Below are 26,930 nucleotides of genomic sequence, written 5' to 3' on the forward strand. Positions count from 1 at the left end.
CCGGCGGGCTTCGAGTGCGGAGAAGATCGCGCGATGGCCGGCGATCCGGACCGCTCGTGGATGATGGCGTCATGCCTGGTGAGCACCAGATCGACATCCCCGATACGTGGCGTCATGCCGTGCATCCCCGCCGTGGCGGGATGGCCGCGCTCGAGCCACTCGACGTCAAGCACGAAAGCCTCGCGGAGCTCACCGCACGGCATGCCGCTCGTGGCGTGGACCTGGACGGCAAGCGGGAGGGAGTTCTTCACCATGCGGAGACCGATCCCGCGCTTCGCGCATTGGCGCTCTCAGCGGAGCCGAGCGTCGAGGCGGATGGCGTTCGGCTCGCGCTCGCACCGAGCCCGACCCGCGGCGCCATCGCACACAGCTTCTCGATGGCGCCGATCGACGATCTCGTCGCCGTCCGCGGGCTGGCCCATGCCGCTGCCGCGTTCGTGGCGAGCTGCGGCTACTACACCGTCGATCGTGTCAGCGCGAGCGACATCACGCCGCTGCTGCGCCACAGCGACGCGACGGACGCCGTGCACCCCGTGTGGACAGACGCCGCCAGGCAGCTGCGGTCACTGCTGGCCGTCGCGCAGCAGGACGTGTACGACGACGCGGTCGCCCGGTTGGCCGCGCTTCGCGGCGGACTGCTGCGCCGGCGCATCGTCACGTCCTACCTCGTCCCCGCCCGGCCCGAGTGGGCGGCCGCGGACCTCGACGATCTCCCCGGCGACTACTGGGGATCGCCGGAACTGCTCTTCTACAGCATGGCGACGGTCGAGCAGCTGTCCCGATGGCACGTGACCTCGCTGGAACAGTTCGTCACGGCCTTCGACGCGGCCGGCGAGGACGTCGTGCCACTGCTGATCCGCCGGCTGGACCGGTCACGCTGGGAGCCGGACGTCCGGCGCGACGTCCTCGAGGTGCTGACGCGCATCCCGACGGACGCGGCGTTCGGCGGACTGCTGCACCGCATGGATTTCCCGGCCGTGCCGGGTGGGGTGCGCGCCGCGGCCGACAGGTTCCCTCGACGCGCGGCGCGGCTGCTCGGCTCGCATCGGGACGGTGACTTCATCGACGTGTTGTTGCTACGTCAGGTGCGCAGGCACCCGGAAGTCCCTGAGGCCAGGCTGTTCACCCGTCGGCCGGAGGCGCCGCCCGAGGCCGTCCCGAAGCTGCTCGCGTCGCCGCCGTGGGATCGTGAACCGCCGGCCCGGGTCACGGTCGCCCCGGTCGCACCCGAGCCTCGAATCGTCTGGCAGGACGGTGAACAGGAACGCTGGGCGTACGACTGGCGAGCGTTCCGGTCCGAGGAAATGCGCGTGCACCTCCCGCTCGCCGAGAAAGGCGTCGCTCCGCCGGAGTTCTACATCAGAGCGCCGGGCGGCATCGCCCGTCCGCTGCTCGCTCGATGGCAAGCGGAATCGGCCTCGTTCTACCTCGAGAAGCCGCAAGTGGTGGTCGCCAAGTACGAACTTGACGCGCTGGCACCGTTCTTGCGGCTGGCCCGCAAGAAGCCGGTTGTCGGTGCCCCGTTGCTGATGCCTTGTCTCGCCGTTGAGGTCGCCGAGTTGATGGCGGGCTGGCTGACCCGGTCACGCCAGTTCCGCCCGGTCGCGCAAGAATGGTTCACCCGCCACGGCGCCGGCGCCGCCGCACTGCTCATCCCGGCCGCTCTCGGCGCGGCGCGCGCGGAGGCGACTACCGCCGCGCTGGCCCTCAGCCGCCTCGACGCGGACGATGTGCGGGCCGCGGCGAAAGACCTCGGCTGCGTCGAGGCCGTGGAGACGTTGCTCAGCCGCGACCCGCTCGACTTCGTGCCCGCGAAGATCCCGGCCGTGCCGAAGTGGGCGGACCCCGGTCACCTACCGCAGGTTCTGCTGGCCGGTGGCGAGTACGCGTTGCCGGCCGAGCCGACCGCCGCGCTCCTGCGCATGATCGCGATGTCCCAGCTCGACGCGCCCTACGAGGGCCTGCGGGTGATCGCGGGACAATGTGACCCGGCCAGCCTCTCGGCGTTCGTCTGGTCGCTGTACCGGCTCTGGGAGGCCGAGGACAGGCCGTCGAAGGACGTATGGGCGATGAACGCCCTCGGCTACTTCGGTGACGACACCGTCGCAGGCCGGTTGGTCCCGCGTATCCGGGCGTGGCCGTCGGAAGGCGCGGCGCCACGGGCGAAGCGCGGCGCCGACGTGCTGGCCGTGATGGGCACCGACCGAGCTCTCGGCCACCTGTCGGCACTGGCGCGCAACGCCAAGTCCGGGCCCCTGCGCAGCCACGCCGTCGCCGCGCTCGACCGCGTCGCCGCGGACTACGGGCTGCTGCCCGAACAGCTCGACGACCTGCTGGCGCCGGATCTCGGGCTGGACGGTGATCAGGTCGAGTACCGGAACGTGTCGTATTCCATCGACCTCGGCGACACCCGGGAACTCGTGCTGCGGGATCCGTCCGGAGCCAGGCTCAGCGCGTTGCCCAAGGCGGCGAACGACGAGGAAAAGACGGCGGTATCAGCGTGGAACAGCTCGCGCCGCAAGGCGAAGCCGGTGATCGCCGACCAGGTCGCGCGCCTGGAGGAAGCGATGGTCGTGCAGCGCCGATGGTCCGGCGGCGACTTCCGGTCCCGGATCGTGGCGCATCCGCTGCTGGGCCGGTTCGCGCGCGAGTTGGTGTGGGCACTCGACGATCGGACCGCCGCCGTCGACGCCCTCGGCGATCCGGTCGACCCGGATGGCGGGCTGATCGGCGACGGCACGTGGGTCCGGCTCGCCCACCCGGCGGTCGACGACTTCACGCCGTGGGCCGCCTGGCTTGCCCAGCGCGGTGCGCAGCCGTTCGTTCAGGCCGGGCGCGAGGTGTTCGCCGGCGAGGACCCGTCTGTCTACTGGCAGCGGACGGTCGAGGCCGCCAGGCTGTTCGGTCTTGCCCGGCGAGGCTGGCAGTGGGCACCGAGCGGCCACAAAGCGTTGCGGCGTCAGCTGTTCCGGTCTTTCGGCCCGGAAGGGCGGGTGGCGCTGACCACTGACCCGGGAACGTCGGCGATCGCGGACCCGAGAGCGGAGCCCGAGCAGACGATCACCGAGATCACCTTCGAGTCCGCCGCGGGCGAGCTGGGCGTCTTCAGTGACCTGCCACTCGTCACCCGCTCGGAACTGATCCGGTCCCTGCGTTCACTCGACCAGTAGCGCCGTAGGCAGACCGGCTGCCCGGCGGGGATCGATTCCGCATTCGCCCGCGACGCGCCTTACGCGTCGGGGTGCGAGGGGGTCCGGGCGGCGATGAGGGCCACGTCGTCTCGGGTGCTGCCGAGGTCGCGTGCCAGCTGGGCGCACAACCGGGACAGCGGCAGGTTCTGGTGGCCGGCCGTGTATCGGCGCAGCCGGGTCATGCCGGTGTCGATGTCCTGGGTGGGGGATTCGATCAGGCCGTCGGTGTAGAGCACGAGGGTCGAGCCGGCCGGCACCGTCTGGCGGGCGGTGGGGCGGGGCCGGTCGGGGTGGGCGCCGAGGAGGACGGCGTGCGCACCGGCGAGGTAGGTGGCGGTGGTGCCGGTGGTGAGGAGCAGGGGCGGCGGGTGGCCGGCGACGGACCACGTCAGTTCCCAGGACCCGCCGGGTGTGGGGTGGAGGCGGGCGAAGATGACGGTGGCCAGGTCGGTGAAGCCGAGGCGGGACTGGGCGATGTCCAGTCGTTGCAGGATTCGCCCGGGCTCTTCGCCGGGACGGTCCACGGCGAGGGCGCGCAGCATGTTGCGCAGCTCGCTCATGCGGGACGCGGCTTGGATGTCGTGGCCGACGACATCGCCGATGACCAGGGCGATGTCGTCGCCCAGCGGAAAGGCGTCGTACCAATCGCCGCCGACTTCGGCGACGCTGGCGGCGGGCCGGTAGTGGGCGGCCAGTTCCAGACCGGGCACCGTGGGGAGTTCGGTGAGCAGGGCGCGCTGGAGGGTCGCGGCGATATCGGCTTGGGCGGCGTGCAGCCGGGAGTTTTCCAGCCCGAGGGCGGTGCGGCGGGCGACTTCTTCGGCCAGGACCTCGTCGGCCTCGGTGAACGGCGGACCGGCCGCGGCGCGGGTGAGGGTCAGCGCCCCGAACGTGGTCGCCCGCAGCCGCACGGGCACGATGAGCGCGTCGACCGCCTCCACCACACCCAGCAGCTCTTGTGGTGCGTCGGCGACGGCCGAGGGCGTGGAGAGGTGCTGGATCCCGGCACCGCGCAGGACACGTTTCACGGCGGCTTCGTGAGCGGAAGGCCCGCCGGGATCCGTCGTTCTTCGAGGCACCGCGTCACCGACATCGTGGGCCCAGGCGATGCGGTGCAGTTCCCGGCCTTCGGCCAGGTCGATCGCGGCGGCGTCGGCGAGGCGCGGCACGAGCAGCCGCACCAGGCGTTCGAGTGCCTGCCCGGCGTCGAGGGTGCTGACCATGGCCAACGTCACCTCGTTCAGCCAGCTGATCTCCGCCAGGTCGTACTCGGCCTGCTCTCGCATGGTCTCGCTGTGCGCGTAGCGGTCGGCGCGGCGGCCGTCACGTTCGCGCTGCGCGGAGATGTCGTGGAAGACGACCACTGCGCCGGTGCCGTGCCCGGCTTCGGGCGGCAATGGCGCGGCCGACCACCAGGTGGCGAGCGGGGAGCCGTCCCGGCGCATCAGCACCGCGCGGTCGCCGCTGACTCGCTTGCCGAGCGCGACGTCGCGCAGTACGGGTCCCTGTCCGGGGAAGCCGGAGCCGTCACCGGTGTGGGGGTTGAGCACCTCGTGGGCGTTGACGCCCAGCAGCGTGCCCGGTGCGTAGCCCAGCAGCCGTTCCGCCCACGGGTTGCAGGCGATCACCACACCGTCGGCGTCCACGGCGTACACGCCGGCGCCCGCCGCCGCGAAGGTCGCGGACACCAGCGCCTCTGCTGCCCGGGGAGTAGCCGGGCTCTCGGTATCGGGGATGCTTTCCACGCGTTCTCTTCTGCCCCGCGCGGCCGGTTCTCAATCTCCGGCCGGGGAGCACCGTCGTGGTGGGGATGGTCGACGACGGTTGCCTCGATCACCCCGTCGTCGCGTAGCGCTCGGTCAAGTAGCCGAGCAGGACCAGTCCGAGGCTGGGCAGGGTGTACTTGAGCTGCGGCCAGGTGTCTTCGCGGGGCGGGTCGACGCTGGCGGTTCCCGGATAGAAAACGGCGGAGAGCTGGGTGAGCCCGTACAGGCTTGCGATGATCGCCGCGCTGTCCAGCGACTCACGCGACCGGCCTGGTTTCCACAAGTGGTGCAGGGCCGCCAGGGACAGTGCGGCGCCCATGCTCATGGTTTGGGCGTTGTGGAACTTGGCGTGGGGTGGCCACGTCGGGTTGTGAATGTGTGTCTCGTTCCAGTCGGCGACGTACGAGCCGACCAAGGTCCCCGCCGCGGACAAGGAAATGAGCACCTTGCCGAACGGGAACTTCTTGAGGTTGAGATTCGCCATGTCATTCTCCCTCGGGTGAAAGAGCCGAATTCTCGGCAGCCGCACACGGCGAGGTGGTATGTGCCGTGATGTCAGCTGATGACATCACCGTACCACGCCGATGTCATCAGCTGACATCACTCTGGACTACTTCATGGGTGTATACACGCGGGGTATACATCTCCGGTATAGTGATCGTCACTCCCGGATTCCGGGGTCGAGGAGGGGACAGGAGAATGTCGGTTTCGCATACTTTGCTCGCGTTGCTCGAATCCGGTCCGCGGCATGGCTACGACCTGAAACGGGCCTACGACGAGCAGTTCGGGCAGGACCGGCCGCTTGCTTACGGCCAGGTCTATTCGACGTTGTCACGACTGCTGCGCAACGGCATGGTCGAGGTGGCGGGCGTCGAAAGCGGCGAGGGGCCGGAGCGGAAGCGCTACACGATCACCGACGCGGGGGTCACCGACGTCGAGACGTGGCTGCGCACTCCGGAGAACCCGCAGCCGTACCTGCAGAACACGCTCTACACGAAGGTGGTGCTCGCGCTGCTGTCCGGGCGCAGCGCCTCCGACGTGCTCGACGTCCAACGCGGCGAGCACCTGAACGTGATGCGTTCACTCACCAAACGCAAGAACGGGGGCGACCTCGCCGATCAGCTGATCTGCGATCACGCGCTCTTCCACCTCGAGGCGGACCTGCGGTGGCTGGAGCTCACCGCCGCGCGCCTCGGCGAACTCGAGAAAGCGGTGCGCTGATGACCAGGCCGGGAACTCCGTTGCTCGTCGGCAAGGGACTGTCCAAGTCGTTCGGTCGAACGCGGGCGCTCGACGGGGCGGCGCTGTCCGTCTCGGCGGGAGAAGTGCTCGCGATCATGGGCTCGTCCGGTTCGGGCAAATCGACGCTGCTGCACTGTCTCGCCGGCATTCTCCGGCCGGACTCGGGCACCATCGGCTACGGCGGCGCCGACCTCGTCGGGATGGACGACAAGGGACGGAGTGCGTTGCGGCGCACCGACTTCGGGTTCGTGTTCCAGTTCGGACAGCTCGTACCCGAGTTGTCCTGCCTCGAGAACGTCGCGCTTCCGCTGCGGCTGATCGGGAACAAGCGGAAGCAGGCCGAGGCCAAGGCGGCCGACTGGCTGGCCCGGCTGGAGGTCGACGGGCTGGCGAAGCGCCGTCCCGGCGACGTGTCCGGCGGCCAGGCGCAGCGGGTCGCGGTGGCGCGGGCGCTGGTGACGGGGCCGAAGGTGATCTTCGCGGACGAGCCCACCGGCGCGCTCGACTCGCTCAACGGCGAGAAGGTCATGCAGATGCTCACCCAGGCGGCACGGGAAACACACGCCGCGGTGGTGCTGGTGACCCACGAGCCGCGGGTCGCGGCCTATTCCGACCGGGAGATCATGGTGGTCGACGGGCACACGGTCGACCGGGAGCTGGTCGCATGATGCGGGATCTGGCGCTGGGACTCCGGCTGGCCGTCGGGGGCGGCCGGATGTCCGGCGCGGCGCTGCTGCGCCTCGCGATGACCGCGTTCGGGATCGCGCTCGCGGTGGCCGTGCTGCTGCCCGCCGCGGCGTTCCACCACCTGATCGGCGCCCAGGCGGAGCGCAAGGCGGCGATCGCACAGGTCATCGAGCCGCGCGCGGGTGTCAGCCCGTCGCTGGCCTACAACTGGTACCCGTCGGTCGGCGACGACTTCGTGAAGGTCACCGCGATCGCGGCGACCGGGGCGAACTCGCCGGTGCCGCCGGGGCTGAGCCGGCTGCCCGCGCCGGGCGAGCTCGCCGTGTCGCCGGAACTCGCCGCGAAGCTGACCGGACCGGGCGGCGACTCGCTGAGAGCGCAGCTGCCGGGGCACGTGGCCGGCCGGATCGCACGGGAAGGCGTCTCCGATGCGGGCGATCTGACGGCGTACTACGGGGTGCCGGCCGCGCAGATCGAGGCTGCGGGCGACGAGGGCACCACGGTCTACGCGTTCGGAAAGCCCTACACCGGGCTCGGGCTGTCGGCGATCGTGCTGGGCGTCATCCTGCCGATCGCCGCGGTGCTGCTGCTGCCGTTGCTGATCTTCGTGACGACCGCGTCGCGGATGGGCGCGGCACAACGGGAACGCCGGCTCGCCGCGCTGCGGCTGATCGGCCTGGACTCGCGACAGGTCAAACGGGTCGCGGCGGCCGAATCACTGGTCGGGGCCGGGATCGGGCTCGCGGCCGGGATCGGGTTCTTCTTCCTGCTGCGCACGTTCGTCGCCGACATCCTGCCGTTCGGCCTGCGGATCTTCCCCGAGGACCTGGTCCCGTCCTGGCCGCTCGTCGTGGTGATCGTGCTGCTGGTACCCGGGCTCGCGGTCGGCTCGGCGCTGTTCGGGCTGCGCCGCACGATCGTGGAACCGCTCGGCGTGGTCCGCCAGGGCAAGCCCGTGCGCCGGCGGATGTGGTGGCGCTGGGCGCTCACCACGATCGGCGTGCTGCTCCTGGGCGCCACCTTGGCTCTCGGCCGCGGCGAAGGCGACACCGCCGCCGCGGTGGCGCTCGCGGCGGGCAGCGTGTTCCTGTTGGTGGGCGTCGCGGCCTTGCTTCCGTGGCTGGTCGAGCAGCTCGTGGAGCGGCTGCACGGCGGTTCGCCGTCGTGGCAGCTCGCGATCCGGCGGCTGCAGCTGGACAGCGGCACCGCCAGCCGCGTGGTGTCCGGCCTGGTCGTCGTGCTCGCCGGCACGATCCTGATCCAGGGCGTGATCACCTCGATCAGCAGCGGTGCCGACCAGCGGGTCTCGCCGGCCGGCGTGGCCGCCGCCCCGGTGCGGGTGCAGACCACCGCCGCGCACGAGGCCGAGGTCGGCAAGCTGGTGTCGGCCGTGCCCGGGGTGACCGCCGCGCACCCGGCCAGGGCCATGTCGTTCCGGTCCGGGGAGGGGGCGGACTACGGCGTGGTCGGCGATTGCGTGGCGCTCAAGACGCAGGCGAACATCGGCGACTGCTCCGACGGCGACGTGTTCTACCTGGTGCAGGCCGAGGGTGAAGCGGCGCCGTCCGGCAAACGGCAGCTGCAGGGCTATTCCCGCGGCGGGGAAGTGGAGGGTCCGGAGTGGACGGTCCCGGGCACCGTCCGGGTCGTGCGGTCCGGCGACACGGCGAGCGCGGCGGACCACAGCCTGCTGGTCACGCCCGGCGCGCTCGGCGGGCTCGCACTCCCGGACTCGACGGTCGAGGTCTACGTGTCGGGCACCGGCGACCCGCAGGCGCTGACCGACAACGTCGCGAGGGCGGTCAACCCGCTCGCGTGGAACGCCACGGTCAGCACCAGCGACTACCTCGACGATTACCGTGCCCGCGACAAGCAGATGATGGAGAGCTTCCGCTCGGTGCTGATCACCGCGTCGCTGTTCGTCCTCGCGGTGGCCGCGATGAGCCTGCTGATGCTGTCGATCGAGCAGATCAGCGAACGGCGGCGACCGCTCGCGGCGCTTTCGGCGGCCGGCGTGCCGATCGGGGTGCTGGCCCGCGGAGCGCTGTGGCAGACCGGGATCCCGGTGGTGGTCGGCGTGGTGCTGGCGGTCGCGGCGGGGCTGGGGCTGACCGCGCCGATCCTGCGGCTGGCGGACCGGCCGATGATCATCGACGTCCCGGTGCTGCTCGCACTGGCGGCCGCCACGGTGGCGGCGGTCCTGCTGGTGACCGGGCTGACGATGCCGTTGCTGCGGCAAGTGACGCGATTGGACACGCTGCGCTCGGAATGAGCCGGCCGGCGAGCGTCGGTGTGTCGGCATTTTTGTGCCGGCACACCGTCGCGTCCGTCGACTACCCGCCGTTCAGCCGGAAGAGACGCTCCGCGTTCCGGTGGGTGATCTTCTCCCGCTCTTCGGACGTCAGGTCGAGTTCGGCGAGGAACTCCCGCGTCCCGTCGAGGTGCAGGAACGGGTAGTCGACCGACCAGATCACCCGGTCGAGCCCCACCACGGCACGGACGAAGTCGAACTGGGGGCGGTGGAACATCCCGCTCGGGGTGACCCAGACGTTCGAGCGGTAGACCTCGGTGATCGTCCGCGACAGCCCGGTGTCGCCCGGCGAGAGGACGTCGTCCAAGCGACTCAGGTAAAAGGGAACCATCTCGCCCCAGTGGCCGCTGATGACCTGCAGGCCGGGGAGGCGTTCGAAGACTCCGGCGAGGATGAGCCGCAGGACGTGGATCCCCGCCTCGTGGTGCCAGCCCCACGCGCCCAGCGAGAGTTCCGCGCTCACCTTGTCGTTGAACCCCGCGTAGTAGGCCTGCTGGACCTGCGGGATCGGGTGGAAGGGGTGCACGTAGAGCGGCACCCGCAGCGCGGCGATCCGGTCGAGCACGGGCTGGTAGGCGGGATCGTCGAGGAACCCGGCGCCGGGGCGCCCCAGGATCAGGACCCCGCGCAGACCGAGGCCGGTCACGGCGCGGTCGAGCTCGTCCACGGCGGCGGCCGGCTGTTGCCACGGCAACGCCGCCAGCCCTTGAAGCCGATCGGGGTGGGCGGCGACCGCCTCGGCGAGCCGGTCGTTGACCGACCGGCACAGGGCGAGCGCCTGGTCGTCGGGGACCAGCTGGATCGGACTGGTCCAGGAGACGACCTGCAGGTCGATGCCGTGCTCGTCCATCCGCCGGATCCGGTCCTGCCCGAGGTCGGCCCCGAGACGGATCGCTTCCTGGATGTCGACGGCGGGCCGCCGGCCAGGACCTGGCCGCACGGGGGAAGAACTGGAGCTCTGCATGCGCATATAGGGCGCTTCACGGGCGAGAACCGGGCTGGCCGCTTCGGCGATCGACTGGTCGATCGCATGCTCTTCGATACAGATCAGTGTCATGGATCTCACCCTGGTGAAGTGACGGCGCGGCTTATCCGATGACGGCCGGTTTGATGGTTTCTTCGGCGAATTCGCGGAAGGTGGTGGGTGTGGTGTTCTCGGCGGTGCGCGCTGTGGCGTTGGTGATGCCGCGTTCGCCGGCGAGGTCCATGTCCATCATGGACCGGGCGATCGCCTCGGAGAAGCCGCGGCCGACGAGGAACTGTTTCAGGGCCGCGCGGTCCCCGAGCCGATATCGGATGGGCGTGCCGAGAACGTCGGTGAGGATTTCGGCGATGTCCTGGTACGAAAGGTCTTCACCGCCAAGGGACTCGACCGGGTCCTGCCCGGTCCAGGTGTGGTCGAGAAGGTACTCGGCGGCGAGCGCCGCGATGTCCTTCGTCGCGATCCACGGCATCGTGAAATCGCCTGGAAGAGTGCCGGAGATCGTTCCGTTCTTGATCGTGGCCACTTGTCGGAGGATGTTGTCCATGAAGGTGGGCAGCGCCAGGGCGCGCACGTGCGCGCCGGTGCTGCGGAAGAGGTCCTCCATCGCGTGCGACGCGGAGACGTGGCCGGCGTAGATCTGCGATCCGCGCCCGAGCGCGGAGACGATCACGACGCGCGGTACCGCGTGGCGTACGACGGCGTCGGCGCCCGGGATCGAGGCGGTCACGTACGCCTCGTAGGGACTGCTCGCGGTCGCGGCGGCCGGCATGAGCCAGAACAGCGCGTCGGCGTCGACGAGGGCGCGGTCCAGAACGTCGGGATCGCGGTGCGACCCGACGACGATCTCGGCTCGTTCCCGGACGTCGGCGGGCAGCTTGCCCGGGTCCCGGACGATGAGGCGGACGGGCTCACCCCTCGGGAGCAGCCCGGCGACCAGCTTGCTGCCGATCTGCCCGGTCGGGGCGGTAATCACAATCATGGATGATGACTCCCATCAGCACGGATAGCAGAAGTAGACTCTACCGTACCGTATACTTTGAGGTGGGTGCCATGGCCCGGCGCGGGCAAGAGTTGCGCGAGCACATCCTTGACGCGGCGAAGCTCGCGTTCCTGGAGGACGGCTTCGAACGGACCTCCATGGATGCCATCGCGGCGCGCGCGGAAACGTCGAAGCGTTCCCTGTACGCGCACTTCCCGACCAAGGACGCGCTGTTCCTCGCGGTCGTCGAGCGCATCCGTGCCCTGTTCGGTGCCCGGATGCGCACCCCTGCCGAGTACTCGGCGCAACCGGCGGAAGCGGTCGTGCGGTACTGCGGGCGCTTCGTCCAGCTGTTGAGGTGGTCCTCGGTGACGAGGATGCTCCGCCTCGGCATCGCCGAAGCCGACCGGCTGCCGGATCTGGCGGCGAGCCTCTACGACGTCCTCTTCGGGACCACGGTCGGCAGCCTCGCGGCACACTTGGTGACCACGTCCGGGCTCGCGGCCGACGAGGCCGAGGTGGTGGCGGAGGAGCTGATCGGCCTCGTCATCCACCCGACGCTTCCCCGTCTGCTGTTCGGGATCGAACCTTCCGTGGACGAGCTGCCGGAGGAGACCCGCCTGGCGGCGGATGTCGACCTCGACCGGATCGGGCAGCTCTTCCGCATCGTGATGCCGCCGACGGCAGCGTGAGGCGGGCGGCTACTGCGCTCGCTGCCCGGCTGTGCCCGGGCGGGCACTGGCGAATTGCTAAACGTGGGCCGGGGCTGCTGAACCCCATCGATCGTGCCGCTCCGATGACCTTCAGCGATTCGAACTCGTCGACCGGCCGGCCGGATGGGCCAAGCGCCGGGCGACGGCGAAGCCGGTGCCGAGCAGGACTGCGCCACCGGAAATCCACGGCCAGAGCGGCATCGGACTGTCGCCGCCCGGGCTCGCCGTCATCGCGGCCGCCGGGACCGCGGCTCCTGGTCCCGCGACCGTGAGCCGGAACGGGACGGAACCCGAGACCGGATGGCCGTCGGCCGAAGTGACGCGGTACCGGATCGTGTAAGCCCCGGCCGGGCCGAGTGGGCGCAGCGGCGCGGAAACCCGGGCGTCCACAACGGACGCCGGCCCGGCCTCCCAGTGCGAGCCGCCATCCGGCCCGAGGACCGCAAGTTCGGTGAACGAGTTCTCCACCGGTTCGTTGAAGACGAGTACGGCCTCGGCCGGGGATGTGGTGATCGCCGCGTCCTCGGCCGGCGAGCTGGACAGCAGGACGCTGTGCGCATCCGCGACGGGCGCGCCGAGCAGGAGTGCACAGCCGGCGGCCGCCAGCACGGCGGCGATCCGGACGGGAAAAGACAAGCGGGAAGCCATGATTTCCTCGCGTTCTCGGGAATTCGAGCGATTCGCGAACCGTAGCGAGCGCAGAGTGCACGCCGGCGAGTAGCTGTGAAACGGCTGCGTTAAGCAATTCTCACCGCACTTGGTGATCATCGTCCGAAAAACCGACAAATCGGGCAGCTACTCCACTGGTTTGCCGCCATGGCCACCCGAACGGCCCAGTGGAACCGGTGTTCGGCGGAGCGACTCACCGCGCCGCGCCGACCGGAGGCCGACGGACTTTACCTGGCCTTCATGTGGGGATCACGCCCGGAAACGTGACAGCTGGTTTTCTGCTCCCCACATCCCGTTCCTTCCCCATCCCCTCCCGCATTCCGGCATATCCCTTTCCGGCGGGCGGATTCCCGTTCTTTGGAGGACGAAACCGTGCGAGGACCCGCACTGCGCCGTGACCACGTCATCGCCGCGAGCCTGGCCGGCGCGGTCGTGATCGTCGTCGGCTACGCGTCCGGCATCGGCCTGCGCCCCGGTGGCACCGCCGACGCGGCCACCCCACCCGTGGTCGCGGACGGCGGACACCCCGCCACCTCGGAAGCCCCCGGCACGCAACCACTTCCGTCCGCGCTGCCGCCGTCGGACGTCCCGGTGTCCCCGCTGCCCGCCATCCCGGTCGGCGACCAGCCGGCCACGACGATGCCGTCGATGCCCGGCGACGTCGTCGTGGCGCCACCTCTCGACCCCGGGCCCACCGCACCGGCCACTCCACCGGATACGACCCCGCCGCTCCCTCCTCCGGGGACCGACGTACCCGTGTGCGAACCCGGTGCCGCACAACAGGTCCTCGACACCGTCGGCGGGCTGCCGCTCCTGGGCGCCGTGACCACCGGCCTCGGCGTCACCGGCCCGGACGGCCTCGGCGCACTCGTCCTCGGCTACTGCCGCACCCCCGAAGGTGGCCTCGAGGCCGCGATGGTCCCCGCCGGCACCGTCGGGATCCCGCCCGCCACCGTCGCGAATGGACGGTGAGCGGTGGACTCCGTCAAGGCGTGGTACGTCTTCGCGCGCACTGTCGACTACACCGGCCTGACCCTCTTCGCCGGCGGCCTGCTGTTCCTGGCCGTGCTCTGGCCCGCCGGAGCCGGCCACCGCGGCACCCGCGCGGTCCTGGTGACCGGCTGGCTCCTCGGACTGCTCGGCACGCTCGCCGGGCTCGGCTTGCAGGCGGCGTGGGCCGCGCAACGCCCGGCCGGTGACTTCCTCGCCTGGGATCTGCTCGGTCAGGCCCTGGACAGCCAGTTCGGCCGCATCTGGTTCGCCCGGGCCCTGCTGTGGCTGCTCGGCGGAGTGGTGCTGGCCTGGCTGCTGCAACGCGGGCGCGCCGCCGCGACGGCGTTGCCCTGGCGCGTCGGCACCGGCGCGGTCCTGCTCGGACTGCTGCGCACGACCGGCCTGACCGGCCACGCGGTGGAGAGCACCTCGCCGTGGTTGACCCAGCTCGCGGACCTCGCCCACCTCGCCGGAGCTTCCGCCTGGATCGGCGGCCTGGCCGTGCTGCTCTTCGGCGTCCTGGCCCGTCGCGATCCCGACGAGCTCGCCGCGGTGATCCCCCGGTACTCGAAACTCGCCATGACGTCGGTCGCCGTAGTGGTCGCCGCGGGTGTGGTGCTCGCCTGGCAGACCATCGGCAGCATCGGCCGGGTCTTCAGCACCGCCTACGGCCAGACCCTGCTGGTCAAGCTCGGCGTGCTCGCCGTCGTACTCCTCGCCGCGCAGGCCAGCCGCAGCTGGGTCGGCCGCCGTCTCGACTTCGCCGTCGTCCTGCGCGGGGACGCCGGCACCGTCCGCCCGTTCGTCTACTCCGTCGCCGCCGAGACCACCCTCGTCATCGTGGTCCTCCTCGCGGCGAGCTTCCTCGTCACGGCCAGCCCCGGCCGCTGATCACGCAGCACCCTGCGAAAGGAGTCCTCAATGGACAACCCCCTAACCACCCCCGAGCAGCCGGAGGCGGTGCGGCGACGACGGAACTGGCCGGTCGCCGTGGCGATCCTCGCCCTGGCGGCCGCCCTGTTCAGCCTCGCCACCCTCCGCGGCGGACAGAGTGAACAGGCCGCCCCGGCACCGGCCACGAACGTCGACCTCGCCGCGCTCGCCGAGCAAGGCCCCCTGGCCGTCCCGCTCTACCAGGGATTGGCCCAGGAACAGGCCGGAGGCGCCGCAGCCGCGGCGGCACCGTCGACGAAGTCGGTCGAGGCGATGGACTACAAGTTCAGCCCGGCGAGCCTGACCATCTCGGTCGGCGACACGGTGACCTGGACCAACCACGACACCGCGCCGCACAACATCGTCGTCACCGACGGGCCGGAGAAGTTCACCTCCCCGACGCTGCAGACCGGGCAGACCTTCAGCCACACCTTCACCCAGGCCGGGACCTACTCCTACTACTGCGCCATCCACCCGGACATGAAGGCCACCATCACCGTCACGGGCTCGGCGCCGACCAGCGCCCCGCCGACCTCGGCGCCGACGTCCGCGCCGACGTCGGACCCGACCCACTCGATGCCGATGCCCTCCACCCCGGCCGGCGGCGGCTCGTGCGTGCCGAAGGCGGTCCTGCAGCCGATCATCGACCACATCAAGAGCGCGCACCTGGAGACCTCGCCGGGTCAGCAGGTGCAGGACATCCTGAACCTCGACCAGTACGTCAAAACCCACACCGTGTGGCTGGAAACCGTGCTCGCCCCGGCGTTCGACGGGTCGGCGGACAAGGTCGTCACCGACACGCTCGCGCCGATCATCGCGCACATCAAGAGCGCCCACCTCGAAACGTCGCTGGGGCAGCAGGTGACCGACCTGCTCAACCTCGACCAGTACATCAAGACGCACACGGTGTGGCTCGAGACCGTGCTCACCCCGCTGCTGAACCAAGCCAGCTGCTGACCCGCTCGTCATGCGGTGGCCCGGCCGAAGGTTTCGGCCGGGCCACCATCCCACCCGCACGGAGACCTCCCATGCCCGACACCGAAGTCCTGCCCGCCGTCGGAGAACCCGAGGCACCGGCCGACACCGCGTTGCTCCTCGCCGCGACCTACACCTTGCGACGCGACCGCTGCGTCGTCGAACCGTCGATCCGCCTGCTGGGCATCCCTGTGCTTCGAGGCCGCTTGACCGCTTCCAGCGGCCGGTTCGATCTGCTCGACGACCATGAGGACCGGCGCCTCACCTTCGTCCTTGACGCACCATCGCTACGGCCCAGCATCAAGCTGCTGCGCCGAACACTGACCGGTCCCCGAGGCCTGCATGCCGGTGACCATCCCGACATCACCTTCACCAGCGACGACGTCCACCTCGACGCCGACCGCGTCATCGACATCACCGGAAAGGCCGACATCGCCGGGACGGCCCGGGAACTGCGTCTGCGCGGCGACCTGCGCCACGTCGACGACGAACGAATAGTGCTGTGGGCCCAGGGAATCCTCCCTGCTCCACGCCGGAAACGCCGCGGCCTCGGCCCCATCCCGCGGCTGCTCGCGGCCCGCCGGATCCACCTCGAGATCGCTGCCGAGTTCGTCCGATGAGGCGCGCCGTTTCGCTGGCCGCGGTCGGGCTGATCGTCCTGCTCCACGGCGTTCTCGTCGCCGCACCGGCCCAGGCCGCGACGCAGCAGGTCATGATGGCGAACTACGCGTTCTCCCCGGCCACGCTGACCGTCCACGTCGGCGACACGGTCACGTGGATGCAGCACGACCAGGCCCCGCACGACGCGACCACCACCAGTGCGCCCGTCTCGTTCCGCAGCCCGCAACTGTCCCAGGGACAGAGCTGGAGCTACACCTTCCGCACCTCCGGCACCTACGCCTACTACTGCTCGGTCCACCCCGACATGCGCGCCACCGTGACCGTTCTGGCCGCCGCCACCTCCGCGGCCCAGCCGAAACCGACCCAGGCGCCGGCCGCACCGAACCCGGCGAAACAGAAACCGGCGACCGCGACCCGCGCAACGCCCGGCGGCTCGACACCGCCGGCTACTTCGGCAGCCGCCGCACCGCCCAGCGAGGCCGGCCCGTCCGCGGCAGCACCGCCGGCGGTGGTGCAACAGGCCGCGGTCGCCGGGCCCACCCTGGACCCGATGCTCCTCGTCGCCGGCCTGGTCACCGGAGTCGCCATCCTGTGCCTGCTGCTCCTCAGCTCGCGACGCCCGTCATGAGCGATCCACCGTCGTCATCAGGCGGTCGCGGGTCGGCGGAAGCGGCTGCCGGGGAAGCCCGGGCGCGGCAGGGAAGTCAGGGTGCCGCGACCCGGTCCAGGATCAACGGCTGGATCCCTCCTTCGCCGCGGCGATAGCCGGCGAAGTAGAGCAGCTTTGTGAAGAAGGCAGCTCCGAGACCGGGGAGCTTCGCGGTGGTCGTGAACCGCTCGTAGCAGTCCTCGAGCACGGCCGGGGTGAGGGCGTCCGGACGCAGTCCGCCGAGCGCGGCTTCCAGCCGCTCGCCGGCCTGTTCCCGGGCGAGGATGCGGCCGGTCCGGAACGGCCCGTACCCGCGGATCCCGTGCCCCCAGGCCAGCACGCCCGCTGCGAACTGCACCATCGCAGATGCGTCACCCGCGATCGCGCGCACCGCGGGGTCCAGCGAGTCGTGAAGGAGACGCCGGGTAGTGGTGGTGGACTCCGCGCGAGGGAGCGTCGGCGCCTGGGCCGCCAAGCTGTGCCACCGCGGGTGGCGGCGCGGCCCGTAGCCGACCCGTGCGCTGACCGCCGAGCGCCGCCCGCAACGCGCACGTCAGGGCCACGCTCGTGAAGGCACCCAATGGTCGGCGCACCCCGGTTGAGGTGGGTTTTCGCTGGCCTCGGCCCCCCGTCGCGGAGGTTGCCCGACCTGGGGGTCGGCTGCATGTTTCGGGTCAGCGCGAAACGTTTTCGGGTCGGTTGACGGTGTTCGCGCGCCGCTGGCACCGTCGGCACGGCGAGAGCGGCTTCACCCCGCTGGGGGGTACGCAGCGGTGACGAGTCGAGTACTTTCGTTGCTGGGCCGAACTTTTCTGGGGAAGGCGGACGCCCGCATGACGAACCACGACGGACAAAAACGGCAGGACTTCCGATGGCCAGGGGTGCACTGGTGACGGTCGACGACGTCCCCGGCCGCTCCACTCCGGTGCGCCCGCGCTGACGCCCCGCCTTCACTGAGCTCGAATACCGCCCGGTCGCGGCGATCGGCGAGGACGGCCGGTGCGCCCGCGCGTCCTCGAGCTGCGGTAGGGGCCGCGGCCTCATCGTCAACCGTGTCTCCCACGCACTCGGCCTGCGCGAGTTTCGTGCGCCCGCCGAACGCCGCCCAGCACCGTACGACGCAGAAAGGAGCGGCTCTCGCGCACGAACACACTGTGTGGTCGCTACCCGATCGCGAAGCACGCGGGCGGGGGATTGCTGGAAGCCACCGTCCTCGGTCCCGTCGGCGCACGGGTCCGGGGGACATCGGTCCCGGTCAAGGGGCGGTTGGGGCGCACGGTGCTCGCCGCGCTGGCGCTCGCCTGCCGAAAGCCGGTGTCGGTGGAACGGCTGATCGACGCGCTGTGGGGTGAGCTGCCGCCGGCGACCGCGCGGACCCAGGTGCACATCCAGGTGTCCAAGCTCCGCGCCTCGCTCGACCGGGCGGGCGCGGCCGGCGCCGTCGTCACCGTGTCGAGCGGGTACCTGCTGGACTGTCTCGTCGACGTCGACGAGGTGCGACGGCTGCTGAGCACGGCGCGGGCGGCCGCAGACCCCGCGGACACGGCCGGCCTGCTGCGGTCCGCGCTCGACCGGTGGACCGGGACACCGCTGGGCGGGGTGACCCCGCACCTGGCCGGCGCGGAGCTGCCCCGGCTGGACGAGCTGCGGATCTGCCTGGCCGAGGAGTGGATCGACGCGGAGATCGCGTGCGGGCGGGCCGCGCGGCTGCTGCCCGAGCTGACCGCGCTGGTGCAGGCACACCCCCTGCGCGAGGGGCTACACCACCGGCGGATGCTGGCGCTGTACCGCGCCGGGCGGCGGGCAGACGCGCTGGCGGCGTTCCAGGAGGCCAGGCGCGTGCTGCGCGACGAGCTGGGGATCGATCCGTCGCGGGAGCTGCTCGCGCTGGAGGCGGAGATCCTCTCCGTCGAGACGCCTCGGGCGGCGACGGTGGCCGTGGTGCCCGCCCAGCTGCCGCCGCGGACCTCCGGGTTCGCCGGGCGCGACGCGGAGTCGGCCGCGATCAGGGCCGCGGTGGCGCGCCGGACCGACGCGCCACCGCTGGTGCTGGTCACCGGGATGCCCGGGATCGGCAAGACGGCGCTGGCCGTGCACGCGGGTGCGGCGTCGGTGCACGCCTACCCCGACGGGCAGCTCTACGCCGACCTTCGGGGCGCCGACGCGCGACCTGCCGCACCGCACGAGGTCCTCGCCGGTTTCCTGCGTGCCCTCGGCGTGCCGGCGCGGTCGATGCCGGCCAGCGTCGAGGAACGCACGGCCGAATTCCGCAGTCGCACGGCGGGCAAGCGGGTGCTCGTGGTGCTGGACAACGCCGCCACCGCCCGGCAGATCGAGCCGCTCATGGCCGCCGATCCGGGCTGCGCCACGGTCGTGACCAGCAGGTCCGTGCTGCCCGAGGTCGAGTCGGCGGTCCGGGTGCCGCTCGCGCCGCTGTCCGACCGGGTGGCCGGGACGGTGCTGGCGAACGTGGCGGGCGCGGCCCGGCTGGGCGAGGGCGAGGACACGGTCGCCACGGTGATCGAGGCGTGCGGAGGTGTGCCGCTCGCGTTGCGGATCGCCGGGGCGCAGCTCGCCGCGTACCCGAAGCTCAGCGTGGCGGAGCTGGCCGCGCGGCTGTCCGACGAGTCGAGGCGGATGCGGGAGCTGACGGTCGGGCACCGCAGCGTGCGGGACAGTCTCGACGCCAGCTTCCGGTTGCTGGACCGGGACGCGCGCGCCGCGATGTCGGCGCTGGCGGCGATCGGGGCGCCGACGTTCACCGGCTGGCCGCTCGCGCCCGTGCTCGACGTGCCACTGGCCTGCACCGACGAGGTGCTGGCCCACCTGTGCGCGATGAACCTGCTCGACCAGGCCGGGCCGGGGCGCGACGGGGTGCCTCGTTACCGGATGCACGACCTCGTGCGGGCCTACTGCCGCACGGTCGGCCCGTCGCTCGACCCAGGCGCCCTGGACCGGCTGGCCGGGTGGGCGGTCGCGCTGACCAGGCATGCCTACGAGGGCATCCTGGGCACGCCGGCCGGTTACACGGTGCTCGCCGAGACCGCCGCACCGCTCGAGCAGGACGTGGTCGGGCGCGTGGTCAAGGAGCCGCTGCCGTGGGTGGGCGCGGACGTCGACGTCCTGCTCGCCGTGTTCGGCCTGGCCGTGCGCGGCGGCCTGACCCGTCCCGCGACGGCGCTGCTGCTGGTACTGCGCGCGCCGCTCGTGCGGCTCGACCTGTACGGCCACGGCGCCCGGGCGGCCGCGCGGCTGACGACCGTCGCCGGCGCGGACCCGGTGGTGCGGGTGACCGCGGCACTGGTCACGGCGACGGCGAGGATGCACCGCAGCCGGTACGCCGACGTCGTGGCCATCCTGAACGAGGTGCCGCTGCGAGAGGTCGACCTCGCGCTGCGGGCGGAGGTACTGACCAAGCTGGGCGACGCGTACGAGCGGTGCGGTGACGGGCACCGCGCGATCACCGCCGTGCGCGAGGCGGTCGTGTGCTTCCGGAAGTCCGGCAACCTGGCGGGGGAGTCGGGCTGCCACGCCACGCTGGCCGCCCTGTACCGGGACCACCTCGGCGACCTCGGCGCGGCGAGGGCGCACGGCACGAAGGCCCTGCGGCTGGCCGACGCCGCGGGCGAGTGGAAGACCCGCGCCCAGGTGCGGCTCGTGGTCGTGCGCACCGCCCTGGCCTCCGGCGACCCGGCGGCCGCGGCCGGCCTCGCCGAACAAGCCCGCTGCCTGTCGGAGCAGAACGGCGACCCGATCGGCCAGACCTGGTGCCTCACCGCCGAAGCCGACGCCCACCGCGCGAACGGCGACCTGCCCGCCGCCCGAAGATCCGCGGACCGCGCGCTGGGCCTGGCCCGCCGCACCCGCCGCCCGGACGCCGAGTCCGCCGCGCTGCTCGCCCTGGCCTCGATCGAGCTGGCCGCCGGCGACCGGGCCGCCGCCCGCCGCATCGCCCACGCGTCCCTGCGCCTGCAGGACCAGTTCGACAGCCCGGTCGAACGAGTCGGAGTGGAGAAAGTGCTGGCGGAGATCGATTGTCAGCTGCCCTCCGGCGCGGGGCGGTGAGGGACCGCGCCGGCCACGACGGCGAGGTCGATGTAGCCGAGCTGGCGGGAATCCTCGCTGTGGCCGGTGTTGTCGCCGACCACCACCACCCGATCGGCCGGGACGACCGGGTGGTCCGTCTCCAGCCGCGTCCCCAGCCAGGCGGGGACCGGGTCGCCGGCGACCGCGGCGATCCGTTTGATGCGCCACGCGAGGTCAGTCGCCGCTGACTGCGGGCGGAAGACGATGACGTCGCCGACGCGGTAGTGCCGTCGCCGGGTCGCGACCACCCGCTCGCCGTCGTGGAAGGTCGGGGACATGCTGTGGCCCCAGACGCGGGCCACCACGTACCGGCGGCGCAGCACGACCAGCAGAACCAGCACCACCACGACCACCGCGAGTCCGACCATCACGCCTCCGCCATCGCGTATCCCTTGGCCTGCAAGGAGAAGAGGCGGGCGTACTCGCCGCCCGCGGTGAGCAGCTCGTCGTGGGTGCCCTGTTCGATCACCTGGCCGCCGCCGAGCACGACGATCCGGTCCGCGCCGCGCAGGGCGGACAGGCGGTGGGAGATCAGCACGCTCGTCCGGCCGGCCCGGTGGGCGCGCAGGGCCTCGTGGGTCCTGGTCTCGGCGTCGGCGTCCATGCCGGAGCTGGGTTCGTCGAGGATGAGCAGGTCGGCTTCGGCGCGCATGAGCGACCGGGCCAGCGCCACCCTCTGCCACTGGCCGCCGGACAGCGCCGCCCCGGCCTTGTCGTCGACGTCCAGGAACGCCCGGGACAGCAGGGTTTGGTAGCCGCGCGGCAAAGCGGACAGCGCCGGGTCGATCTCGGCCAGGCGGGCCGCCGCGTGAATGCGGTCGAGATCGTCGAGGCGGGTGACGTCGCCGATGCCGATGTTTTCGGTGGCGGTCAGGTCGTAGCTGGTGAAGTCCTGGAACGTGGCGCCGATGCGGGCACGCAACCCGGCCGTGTCACAGGAGCGGATGTCCACGCCGTCCCACAGGATCTGGCCGCGGTCGGGGTCGTAGAAGCGGCACAGCAGCTTCACGAGCGTCGACTTGCCCGCGCCGTTCACCCCGACCAGCCCGACCGCCGCGCCGGCGGGGATCACCAGGTCGACCCCGCGCAGCACCCACGGGCCGGTCGGGTCGTAGCGGAACCACACGTCACGCAGTTCGATGCCGGCCGTCAGCCCGGGCACGGCGTCGGTCCCGGAGGCCAGGTCGGGTTCGGTCGTCACCACGTCGAGGTAGTGCTTGAACAACCCGAGCGAGCCGCCGGCCCGGCCGAGCTGGCCCAGCAGCGCGCCCACCGGTGACTGGATACCGGCCACCGCGGCGGTGAAGAGGGTCACGTCGCCGATGGACAGCGACCCGCGGGCGGCGCCGGTCGCGGCGACCACGAGTGCGACGCCCGCCACCGCCGCCGACACGATCGCGGCGGTGATCCCGGCGACCGCGATCCGGCGCTGCATCGCGCACTCGCCGGCCGTGGCCGTGCGGACCGCGGCCACCATGCGTGACCGGAACAGATCCGCGAGGCCGAAGAGCCGTATCTCCTTGGCCGCGCGGATGTCCGAGCACAGCGAGCGGAACAGGAACCGCTCGCGGTGGGTGGCCATCATCGCCTCGGCCTCCCGCGCGCGCAGGCGGGACAGGGTCAGCTGGGAGATCGTCGCCGCCGCCAGTGACGCGGCGAGCAGCCCGGCCATCGGCGGCCACACGAGCAGGACGGCGCCGCCGAACCCGAGCACGGCGACCACGGTGCGCACCGACTCGACGGTCAGCGCCAGCACCGCGGGCGCGGCCTCCTGCGCGCCCTGCTCGGCCAGCCGCACCTGGTCCAGGAACGCCGGGTCCTCGAGCCGGCGCAGCCCCGGCAGCGCACCGACCGCGCCGACCAGGCGGTCCTCCGCCTCGATCGCGGACTTGGCCCGCACGATCGCGGTGCAGTACGAAGCGACCGCGGTGATCGCGGTCGCGATGGCGAGGCCGGCCGCCGAGCCGATGGCCAGCAGCACGATCAGGCCACGGTCCCGGCCGCCGGCCAGCTCGTCGAACAGCAGCTTCCCCAGCCACGCCGACACCGCCGGCACGGCCGAGGCGAGCACCGCCAGCGCGATCGCGCCGCCGGTGGCCACCCGCGACGCGCGCCAGGCGACGCCGAACGCGGGGCCCGCCGCACGGAACAGGTTCATCAGACGTGCTGCCGGCGCACGGCGTCGAGGTCGTGGCCGGCGGCGGCGATCCGCCGGTCCCGCACGCGGAACAGGGTGGGGGTCACGTCGCCCGCGTTGAACGCGGCCGACACCGGGCTGCGGTCTCCGACGAAGGCGACGCGCACCGCGGGTCCCAGACCGGCCGCGTACTCGACGGCCTTGTCCCGGTCACCGCCGTCGAGCACGAACGCGACGGTCGGCTCGGTGAGCTTGCCGGCGAGGCGCTGGCACGGCCCGCAGGTCGGCGACAGGAACGCGACGAGCGCGTCATCCAGTTCGCGGTCGGTGACGGTCACGCCGTCGGCGTCGGTCACCTCGAACGACCCGATCTCGGTGCCCACCGCCGGCAGCGCGGGCGTCACCGACCGCCGCTGCTCGTTGAGCAGCCTGATGATCGCCGAGGACAGCAGGAGGTTGAGCACCGTCAGCACGGCCAGCACCGCGACCACGGCCACCAGGAACGACATGAGATACCTCTTTCAGCGATGGGCGGTGTCCGCCTTGCCGACCAGGCCGGCCAGGCTGTCCCCATTGATCGCAACTAGTGCGGCGAAAGTGCCGACGAGTGCGGCGGCCGCGCCGGTGTCGAGGCCGAGACCGGGCCCCGGCGGGACGGCGAGGGCCGCGGCGGCCCCCGCGGCGAGCAGCGCGTTGCGCACGAGGTGGGCCCGGCCGAGCACCGCCCCGGAGCGACCGAAGCAGCGGCAGGTGACGCGGCGGCCCAGCCGCATCGAACGGGCGATCGCGGCGCAGAACACGATCATCACCGCCGTCGCCAGCCCGAGCCCGAGCCGGTAGGTGGCGGAGAACGCGACGAGCACGGCGACGGCCAGCTCGACTACGGCGGTCCCGGCGGCGATCGGCAGCCAGCCGACCGGCGACCGGCCGAGCGGCGCCAGCGACGCGGCGAACTCCGCCAGCCGCACCCGCCCGGCGAGCTTGCCGACGGCAGCGACCGCGAACACCAGCCCGACCAGGACCCGGGCGGCGAGCACGAACTGGGCGCCGATCATCGGTGAACCTCCTTTGCGTGGCAACGCCTTTCCCGCCACGAGGGCCGCGGCGGGAAAGGCGTGGGCGCCGCGGTTACTTGCAGTTGCCGTAGCAGTCGTAGTGCAGCGTCTTGCAGACCTGGCCGTGCTCGGGGATGCAGGCGCCGGCCTTCACCTCGCCCAGGAACAGCCCCAGCAACCGGTCACCCAGGGCGTTGATCATGCGAGCCATGATCACTCCTCTCACTAGCGGGAATCGACCGGGAGATCGTGGCTCAGCCTCGCTATCCGTTCGCTATCGAGGAAAACGCTGTCCGGGCGTGGCCCGAATGGCGGTACCGACGATCGCCGACGCCGGACAGTGGCCCGCGGGGAGCGGCACCCGGCCGAGGGAGCCGGGCCGCCGCTGCCGGTCCGGCCCGCTGTCCTGGTCGGCCCGTCCGGCTTGGCGACGTCCGCGCGCGCCTTCTATGCGGATCCGCTTGCTTCGGCTTGACTCGCGTTGCCGCGGTGGTCGATCCGGAGCGCCTCCGCGATCCGGTCCACCAGCCACGCCTCGGCCGCCGGATAGCTCCAGCCGAAGTCGTCGACCAGCCGGCGCCAGGACGGGTAGCCGAGGAAGTACGCCAGGACGTCGATGGCCTCGTCGGTCGATCCCGCTAGCGCGCCCAATTCCTGGAGACGCGTCGCGACCAGACCCAGGCCGCCGCGGAAGCCCTGCTCGGCGCCGGCCGCGGCGGCCGCGGCCCCCTCGTCGGTGCGTCCCGTGGTGAGCATCAGTTCGAAGACGTCGGCGTACTCCTGGGCGCCGAACCGGGCGGCCGCCACGCAGCCGCGGAGGATTTCGGCCGGGTTTTCGGCCGCGGTGACGCGGTCGGCGGCCTCCTGCAGGCGGGTGTCGGCCGCGGCGCTGGTGACCAGCTCGTCCAGCAACCGCGGCTTTCCGCCCACGCTCGCGTACACCGTCGCCGGCGCCACTCGGGCGGCCACGGCGATCTCCTGGACCGTGGTCGCGGCGTAACCACGCTCGGCGAACAGCCGGCGAGCGGCGTCGAGGATGGCCTGCCGCGTCTGCGCGGCGGCTTCCTGGCGGCGAGGCGAGTGGTACGAGGCGGACGACACGGCAATGACTATAAGGCAGCCCAGTTGACAAGAACGCTACTCTGATCAATATGCGAATCCTCTTGTCGACCGTGCCCGCGCACGGCCACCTGTTCCCCCTGCTGCCGTTGGGGCGGGCCTTGGCGTCGCGCGGACATCAGGTCGGCGTACTGACCTCCGGCGCGCTGGCGCCCGCGCTGGAGAACGAGCCCCTCGAGCTGGTGGCCGCGGGCCCGGCGATGGACGCGGTGTTCGCCGAGTCCGCGCGCCGCAACGGTGACGACGGCACGGCGGTGCCCAGCTTCGCGATGGTCGCGACCTTGTTCGCCGACGTCCGGGTCGCCCTGGCGGGAGCCGAATCCCTGCGCGCCGCGGAGCAGTGGCGGCCGGACGTGGTGGTGCACGAAGCCACGGACCTGGTCGGCCCGCTGGTCGCGGCCGCGCTGGACGTCCCGCTGCTCACCCACGCACTCGGTCCTGGGCACCCACCGGAGCTGGTGAAGGCGTTCGCCGAGGCGGCCGCGCCGCGTTACGCCGAGTTCGGCGTCGACGCTCCCGTGGAGGCGGTCGGCCGGAAGTACCTGGACATCTGCCCGCCCGCGCTGCAGTTCCCGGGCTGGCAGCCACCCGCCGACCGGCTGCCGCCGCGTCCCGAGCCGCACACGGTCCTTCCGCCGGCGCCACCGGTCTTCGACGCCCCGGCCGGGGGCCGCGGGCGAGTGCTGGTCACCTTCGGCACGCACTTCACCGCGCCCGAGATCGTCTCGCCGGTGGTGCGGGGGCTGACCGGGCAGGGCTTCGAGGTCGCGGTCACCGTCGGGCTCGGCCGGTCCGCCGCCGACTACGGTCTCGCGGACGACGTGCGGTTGGTCCCGTTCACCCCGATGGCCCGGCTGCTGTCCCATGTGGACGTGATGGTCACGCACGGCGGCGCCGGCAGCGTGCTGTCCGGTCTCTCGCACGGGCTGCCGCTGATCGTGGTGCCCCAGGCCGCGGACCAGTTCATCCAGGCCGAGCTCGTCGCCGCCGCCGGTGTGGGTGTCGCCGTTCGCCCCGGCGAGGATCTCGCTCACGCGCTCGATCGGGCCGCCGATCCGTCGGTGCGCGACCGCGCCCGGGCGGTGGCCGCCGAAATCGCCGCGCTGCCCGACGCGGCGGCGCTGGCCGAGTCGTTCCCCGACGTGGTGGAGGCACTCTGATGGCCGACCGCTACAGCGACCCGGACATGGCGTCGTGGAACGCGAAGATCATGGCCGAGTTCCGCGCCGGCAACGGCAAGGTCGGTGGCGTGTTCGCCGATGTTCCGTTGCTGTTGCTCACCACCGTCGGCGCGCGCAGCGGTCGCGAGTCGACCACTCCGCTGGGCTACCTGCCCGACGGCGACCGCCGGATCGTCTTCGCCACCAACGGCGGTCAGGCCCGCAACCCGGCGTGGTACCACAACTTGCTGGCGCAGCCCCGGGTGAGCATCGAGATCGGCACGGCAACCGGTATCGAGAAGCACGTCTGCACGGCGACCGTGCTGACGGGCGCCGAACGTGACTCGCTGTGGAACGACCAGGAATCCCGTGCGCCGGTCTTCGCCGAGTACAAGAACAAAACGGACCGGTTGATCCCGGTCGTCGCCCTGGTGTAGCCAGGCGGATGGTGTCGTCGGGGCCGTCCCCGACGACACCATCGACGGCGTATCGAGCGGCTGCTGGAAGAAGTGCCGGCGCACCTGCCCGCGCCGAGTTCGGCCGCCTCCGAGCCGGAGCTTCACCGCACCGACGGGCTGCTGAGGAACTGTGCTCGCGGCCTGCTGGGCGATGGACTGCGCCTGACGACCGGTTGGCGTACCCGGAACACCGCTCGGCGG

General features: G+C 71.9%; 24 protein-coding genes and 1 pseudogene. 13 read left to right on the top strand and 12 right to left on the bottom strand.

All coding sequences use genetic code 11. The features are described from left to right. Positions 1–71: 71 nt before the first annotated feature. Positions 72–3,170 (top strand): DUF4132 domain-containing protein, encoded by a 3,099-nt coding sequence (locus AB0M59_RS15015; RefSeq protein WP_364614405.1) that lies wholly within the window; start codon positions 72–74, stop codon positions 3,168–3,170. A 59-nt stretch (positions 3,171–3,229) separates the two neighbouring features. Here AB0M59_RS15015 and AB0M59_RS15020 read toward each other — a convergent pair whose 3' ends face one another. Both AB0M59_RS15020 and AB0M59_RS15025 read right to left on the bottom strand, forming a co-directional pair. Continuing rightward, positions 3,230–4,936, bottom strand: a complete 1,707-nt coding sequence (locus AB0M59_RS15020; protein WP_364614408.1) for a SpoIIE family protein phosphatase — start codon at positions 4,934–4,936, stop codon at positions 3,230–3,232. An 88-nt stretch (positions 4,937–5,024) separates the two neighbouring features. Beyond that, positions 5,025–5,441: a DUF6640 family protein gene (locus AB0M59_RS15025; protein ID WP_364614411.1), complete on the bottom strand. Its 417-nt coding sequence runs from the start codon at positions 5,439–5,441 to the stop codon at positions 5,025–5,027. Between the two features lie 215 nt (positions 5,442–5,656). Here AB0M59_RS15025 and AB0M59_RS15030 point away from each other — a divergent pair, with 215 nt between their 5' ends. The 3 genes from AB0M59_RS15030 to AB0M59_RS15040 are packed head-to-tail and all read left to right on the top strand — an operon-like array spanning position 5,657 to position 9,158. Beyond that, positions 5,657–6,178: a PadR family transcriptional regulator gene (locus AB0M59_RS15030; RefSeq protein ID WP_364614413.1), complete on the top strand. Its 522-nt coding sequence runs from the start codon at positions 5,657–5,659 to the stop codon at positions 6,176–6,178. Continuing rightward, positions 6,178–6,867 carry an ABC transporter ATP-binding protein gene (locus AB0M59_RS15035; protein WP_364614415.1) on the top strand — a complete coding sequence of 230 codons (690 nt, stop codon included), beginning with the start codon at positions 6,178–6,180 and terminating at the stop codon, positions 6,865–6,867. Before AB0M59_RS15030 ends, AB0M59_RS15035 begins: the two co-directional genes overlap by 1 nt. Next, positions 6,864–9,158 (top strand): FtsX-like permease family protein, encoded by a 2,295-nt coding sequence (locus tag AB0M59_RS15040; protein WP_364614418.1) that lies wholly within the window; start codon positions 6,864–6,866, stop codon positions 9,156–9,158. Before AB0M59_RS15035 ends, AB0M59_RS15040 begins: the two co-directional genes overlap by 4 nt. A gap of 61 nt (positions 9,159–9,219) precedes the next feature. On the opposite strand, the gene AB0M59_RS15045 is transcribed toward AB0M59_RS15040, so the two are convergent. Together AB0M59_RS15045 and AB0M59_RS15050 are read right to left on the bottom strand one after the other, a co-directional pair. Further along, positions 9,220–10,254: an amidohydrolase family protein gene (locus AB0M59_RS15045; RefSeq protein ID WP_364614421.1), complete on the bottom strand. Its 1,035-nt coding sequence runs from the start codon at positions 10,252–10,254 to the stop codon at positions 9,220–9,222. Between the two features lie 31 nt (positions 10,255–10,285). Beyond that, positions 10,286–11,161, bottom strand: coding sequence for an NAD(P)H-binding protein (locus AB0M59_RS15050; RefSeq protein ID WP_364614423.1), 876 nt, complete (start codon positions 11,159–11,161; stop codon positions 10,286–10,288). Positions 11,162–11,166: 5 nt separating this feature from the next. Here AB0M59_RS15050 and AB0M59_RS15055 point away from each other — a divergent pair, with 5 nt between their 5' ends. After that, positions 11,167–11,853, top strand: a complete 687-nt coding sequence (locus AB0M59_RS15055; protein WP_364614426.1) for a TetR/AcrR family transcriptional regulator — start codon at positions 11,167–11,169, stop codon at positions 11,851–11,853. A 111-nt stretch (positions 11,854–11,964) separates the two neighbouring features. Here the strand turns inward: AB0M59_RS15055 and AB0M59_RS15060 are convergent, their stop codons facing one another. Next, positions 11,965–12,522, bottom strand: coding sequence for a copper resistance CopC family protein (locus AB0M59_RS15060; RefSeq protein WP_364614429.1), 558 nt, complete (start codon positions 12,520–12,522; stop codon positions 11,965–11,967). Positions 12,523–12,915: 393 nt separating this feature from the next. Here AB0M59_RS15060 and AB0M59_RS15065 point away from each other — a divergent pair, with 393 nt between their 5' ends. The 5 genes from AB0M59_RS15065 to AB0M59_RS15085 all read left to right on the top strand — a co-directional run bounded on the left by AB0M59_RS15065 (position 12,916) and on the right by AB0M59_RS15085 (position 16,693). Further along, the gene (locus tag AB0M59_RS15065) at positions 12,916–13,515 is read left to right on the top strand and encodes a hypothetical protein (protein ID WP_364614432.1); all 600 of its coding nucleotides are present in this window, start codon (positions 12,916–12,918) and stop codon (positions 13,513–13,515) included. Between the two features lie 3 nt (positions 13,516–13,518). Further along, a complete protein-coding gene (locus AB0M59_RS15070; protein WP_364614435.1) occupies positions 13,519–14,427 on the top strand; it encodes a CopD family protein in 909 nt (302 codons plus the stop codon). A gap of 30 nt (positions 14,428–14,457) precedes the next feature. Beyond that, positions 14,458–15,426 carry a cupredoxin family copper-binding protein gene (locus AB0M59_RS15075; protein WP_364614438.1) on the top strand — a complete coding sequence of 323 codons (969 nt, stop codon included), beginning with the start codon at positions 14,458–14,460 and terminating at the stop codon, positions 15,424–15,426. 71 nt (positions 15,427–15,497) lie between these two features. Next, entirely contained in the window at positions 15,498–16,064 is a 567-nt protein-coding gene (locus AB0M59_RS15080) for a YceI family protein (RefSeq protein ID WP_364614441.1), read from the top strand. Next, positions 16,061–16,693 (top strand): cupredoxin family copper-binding protein, encoded by a 633-nt coding sequence (locus tag AB0M59_RS15085; protein WP_364614444.1) that lies wholly within the window; start codon positions 16,061–16,063, stop codon positions 16,691–16,693. The genes AB0M59_RS15080 and AB0M59_RS15085 overlap by 4 nt, the downstream gene beginning before the upstream one ends. Before the next feature lie 76 nt (positions 16,694–16,769). Here AB0M59_RS15085 and AB0M59_RS15090 read toward each other — a convergent pair. Continuing rightward, positions 16,770–17,195 (bottom strand): annotated as a pseudogene (locus AB0M59_RS15090) (hypothetical protein); the annotation flags it as partial. A gap of 785 nt (positions 17,196–17,980) precedes the next feature. Here AB0M59_RS15090 and AB0M59_RS15095 point away from each other — a divergent pair. Beyond that, positions 17,981–20,779, top strand: coding sequence for a BTAD domain-containing putative transcriptional regulator (locus AB0M59_RS15095; RefSeq protein WP_364614447.1), 2,799 nt, complete (start codon positions 17,981–17,983; stop codon positions 20,777–20,779). Here AB0M59_RS15095 and AB0M59_RS15100 read toward each other — a convergent pair. The 6 genes from AB0M59_RS15100 to AB0M59_RS15125 all read right to left on the bottom strand — a co-directional run bounded on the left by AB0M59_RS15100 (position 20,752) and on the right by AB0M59_RS15125 (position 25,093). Beyond that, the gene (locus AB0M59_RS15100; protein ID WP_364614450.1) at positions 20,752–21,168 is read right to left on the bottom strand and encodes a S26 family signal peptidase; all 417 of its coding nucleotides are present in this window, start codon (positions 21,166–21,168) and stop codon (positions 20,752–20,754) included. The genes AB0M59_RS15095 and AB0M59_RS15100 overlap by 28 nt on opposite strands. Beyond that, on the bottom strand, positions 21,168–22,958 hold the full coding sequence (locus AB0M59_RS15105; RefSeq protein WP_364614453.1) for an ABC transporter ATP-binding protein: 1,791 nt from the start codon (positions 22,956–22,958) through the stop codon (positions 21,168–21,170). The genes AB0M59_RS15100 and AB0M59_RS15105 overlap by 1 nt, the downstream gene beginning before the upstream one ends. Then, complete coding sequence (locus tag AB0M59_RS15110) at positions 22,958–23,446, bottom strand: hypothetical protein (protein ID WP_364614455.1); 489 nt, start codon at positions 23,444–23,446, stop codon at positions 22,958–22,960. The genes AB0M59_RS15105 and AB0M59_RS15110 overlap by 1 nt, the downstream gene beginning before the upstream one ends. Positions 23,447–23,458: 12 nt before the next feature. Further along, complete coding sequence (locus AB0M59_RS15115) at positions 23,459–23,992, bottom strand: MauE/DoxX family redox-associated membrane protein (RefSeq protein WP_364614458.1); 534 nt, start codon at positions 23,990–23,992, stop codon at positions 23,459–23,461. A gap of 73 nt (positions 23,993–24,065) precedes the next feature. After that, positions 24,066–24,203: a hypothetical protein gene (locus tag AB0M59_RS15120; RefSeq protein ID WP_364614461.1), complete on the bottom strand. Its 138-nt coding sequence runs from the start codon at positions 24,201–24,203 to the stop codon at positions 24,066–24,068. 236 nt (positions 24,204–24,439) lie between these two features. Beyond that, a complete protein-coding gene (locus tag AB0M59_RS15125) occupies positions 24,440–25,093 on the bottom strand; it encodes a helix-turn-helix domain-containing protein (protein ID WP_364614464.1) in 654 nt (217 codons plus the stop codon). A 50-nt stretch (positions 25,094–25,143) separates the two neighbouring features. Between AB0M59_RS15125 and AB0M59_RS15130 the strand changes: the two genes are divergently transcribed. Both AB0M59_RS15130 and AB0M59_RS15135 read left to right on the top strand, forming a co-directional pair. Then, positions 25,144–26,271 (top strand): glycosyltransferase, encoded by a 1,128-nt coding sequence (locus AB0M59_RS15130; RefSeq protein WP_364614467.1) that lies wholly within the window; start codon positions 25,144–25,146, stop codon positions 26,269–26,271. Then, complete coding sequence (locus AB0M59_RS15135; RefSeq protein WP_364614470.1) at positions 26,271–26,708, top strand: nitroreductase family deazaflavin-dependent oxidoreductase; 438 nt, start codon at positions 26,271–26,273, stop codon at positions 26,706–26,708. Before AB0M59_RS15130 ends, AB0M59_RS15135 begins: the two co-directional genes overlap by 1 nt. The last annotated feature ends 222 nt before the right edge of the window (positions 26,709–26,930 follow it).

Origin of the sequence: Amycolatopsis sp. NPDC051371 (assembly GCF_040682155.1) — a bacterium.
Classification (GTDB): Bacteria; Actinomycetota; Actinomycetes; order Mycobacteriales; family Pseudonocardiaceae; genus Amycolatopsis.

Bases quoted from the DNA above. Each gene is read 5' to 3' on its own strand.
- AB0M59_RS15110 (WP_364614455.1), bottom strand. From the start codon at position 23,446: ATGTCGTTCCTGGTGGCCGTGGTCGCGGTGCTGGCCGTGCTGACGGTG.
- AB0M59_RS15060 (WP_364614429.1), bottom strand. From the start codon at position 12,522: ATGGCTTCCCGCTTGTCTTTTCCCGTCCGGATCGCCGCCGTGCTGGCG.
- AB0M59_RS15105 (WP_364614453.1), bottom strand. From the start codon at position 22,958: ATGAACCTGTTCCGTGCGGCGGGCCCCGCGTTCGGCGTCGCCTGGCGC.
- AB0M59_RS15040 (WP_364614418.1), top strand. From the start codon at position 6,864: ATGATGCGGGATCTGGCGCTGGGACTCCGGCTGGCCGTCGGGGGCGGC.
- AB0M59_RS15135 (WP_364614470.1), top strand. From the start codon at position 26,271: ATGGCCGACCGCTACAGCGACCCGGACATGGCGTCGTGGAACGCGAAG.
- AB0M59_RS15130 (WP_364614467.1), top strand. From the start codon at position 25,144: ATGCGAATCCTCTTGTCGACCGTGCCCGCGCACGGCCACCTGTTCCCC.
- AB0M59_RS15120 (WP_364614461.1), bottom strand. From the start codon at position 24,203: ATGGCTCGCATGATCAACGCCCTGGGTGACCGGTTGCTGGGGCTGTTC.
- AB0M59_RS15080 (WP_364614441.1), top strand. From the start codon at position 15,498: ATGCCCGACACCGAAGTCCTGCCCGCCGTCGGAGAACCCGAGGCACCG.
- AB0M59_RS15025 (WP_364614411.1), bottom strand. From the start codon at position 5,441: ATGGCGAATCTCAACCTCAAGAAGTTCCCGTTCGGCAAGGTGCTCATT.
- AB0M59_RS15035 (WP_364614415.1), top strand. From the start codon at position 6,178: ATGACCAGGCCGGGAACTCCGTTGCTCGTCGGCAAGGGACTGTCCAAG.
- AB0M59_RS15100 (WP_364614450.1), bottom strand. From the start codon at position 21,168: ATGGTCGGACTCGCGGTGGTCGTGGTGGTGCTGGTTCTGCTGGTCGTG.
- AB0M59_RS15045 (WP_364614421.1), bottom strand. From the start codon at position 10,254: ATGACACTGATCTGTATCGAAGAGCATGCGATCGACCAGTCGATCGCC.
- AB0M59_RS15085 (WP_364614444.1), top strand. From the start codon at position 16,061: ATGAGGCGCGCCGTTTCGCTGGCCGCGGTCGGGCTGATCGTCCTGCTC.
- AB0M59_RS15115 (WP_364614458.1), bottom strand. From the start codon at position 23,992: ATGATCGGCGCCCAGTTCGTGCTCGCCGCCCGGGTCCTGGTCGGGCTG.
- AB0M59_RS15030 (WP_364614413.1), top strand. From the start codon at position 5,657: ATGTCGGTTTCGCATACTTTGCTCGCGTTGCTCGAATCCGGTCCGCGG.
- AB0M59_RS15075 (WP_364614438.1), top strand. From the start codon at position 14,458: ATGGACAACCCCCTAACCACCCCCGAGCAGCCGGAGGCGGTGCGGCGA.
- AB0M59_RS15015 (WP_364614405.1), top strand. From the start codon at position 72: ATGCCTGGTGAGCACCAGATCGACATCCCCGATACGTGGCGTCATGCC.
- AB0M59_RS15055 (WP_364614426.1), top strand. From the start codon at position 11,167: ATGACTCCCATCAGCACGGATAGCAGAAGTAGACTCTACCGTACCGTA.
- AB0M59_RS15050 (WP_364614423.1), bottom strand. From the start codon at position 11,161: ATGATTGTGATTACCGCCCCGACCGGGCAGATCGGCAGCAAGCTGGTC.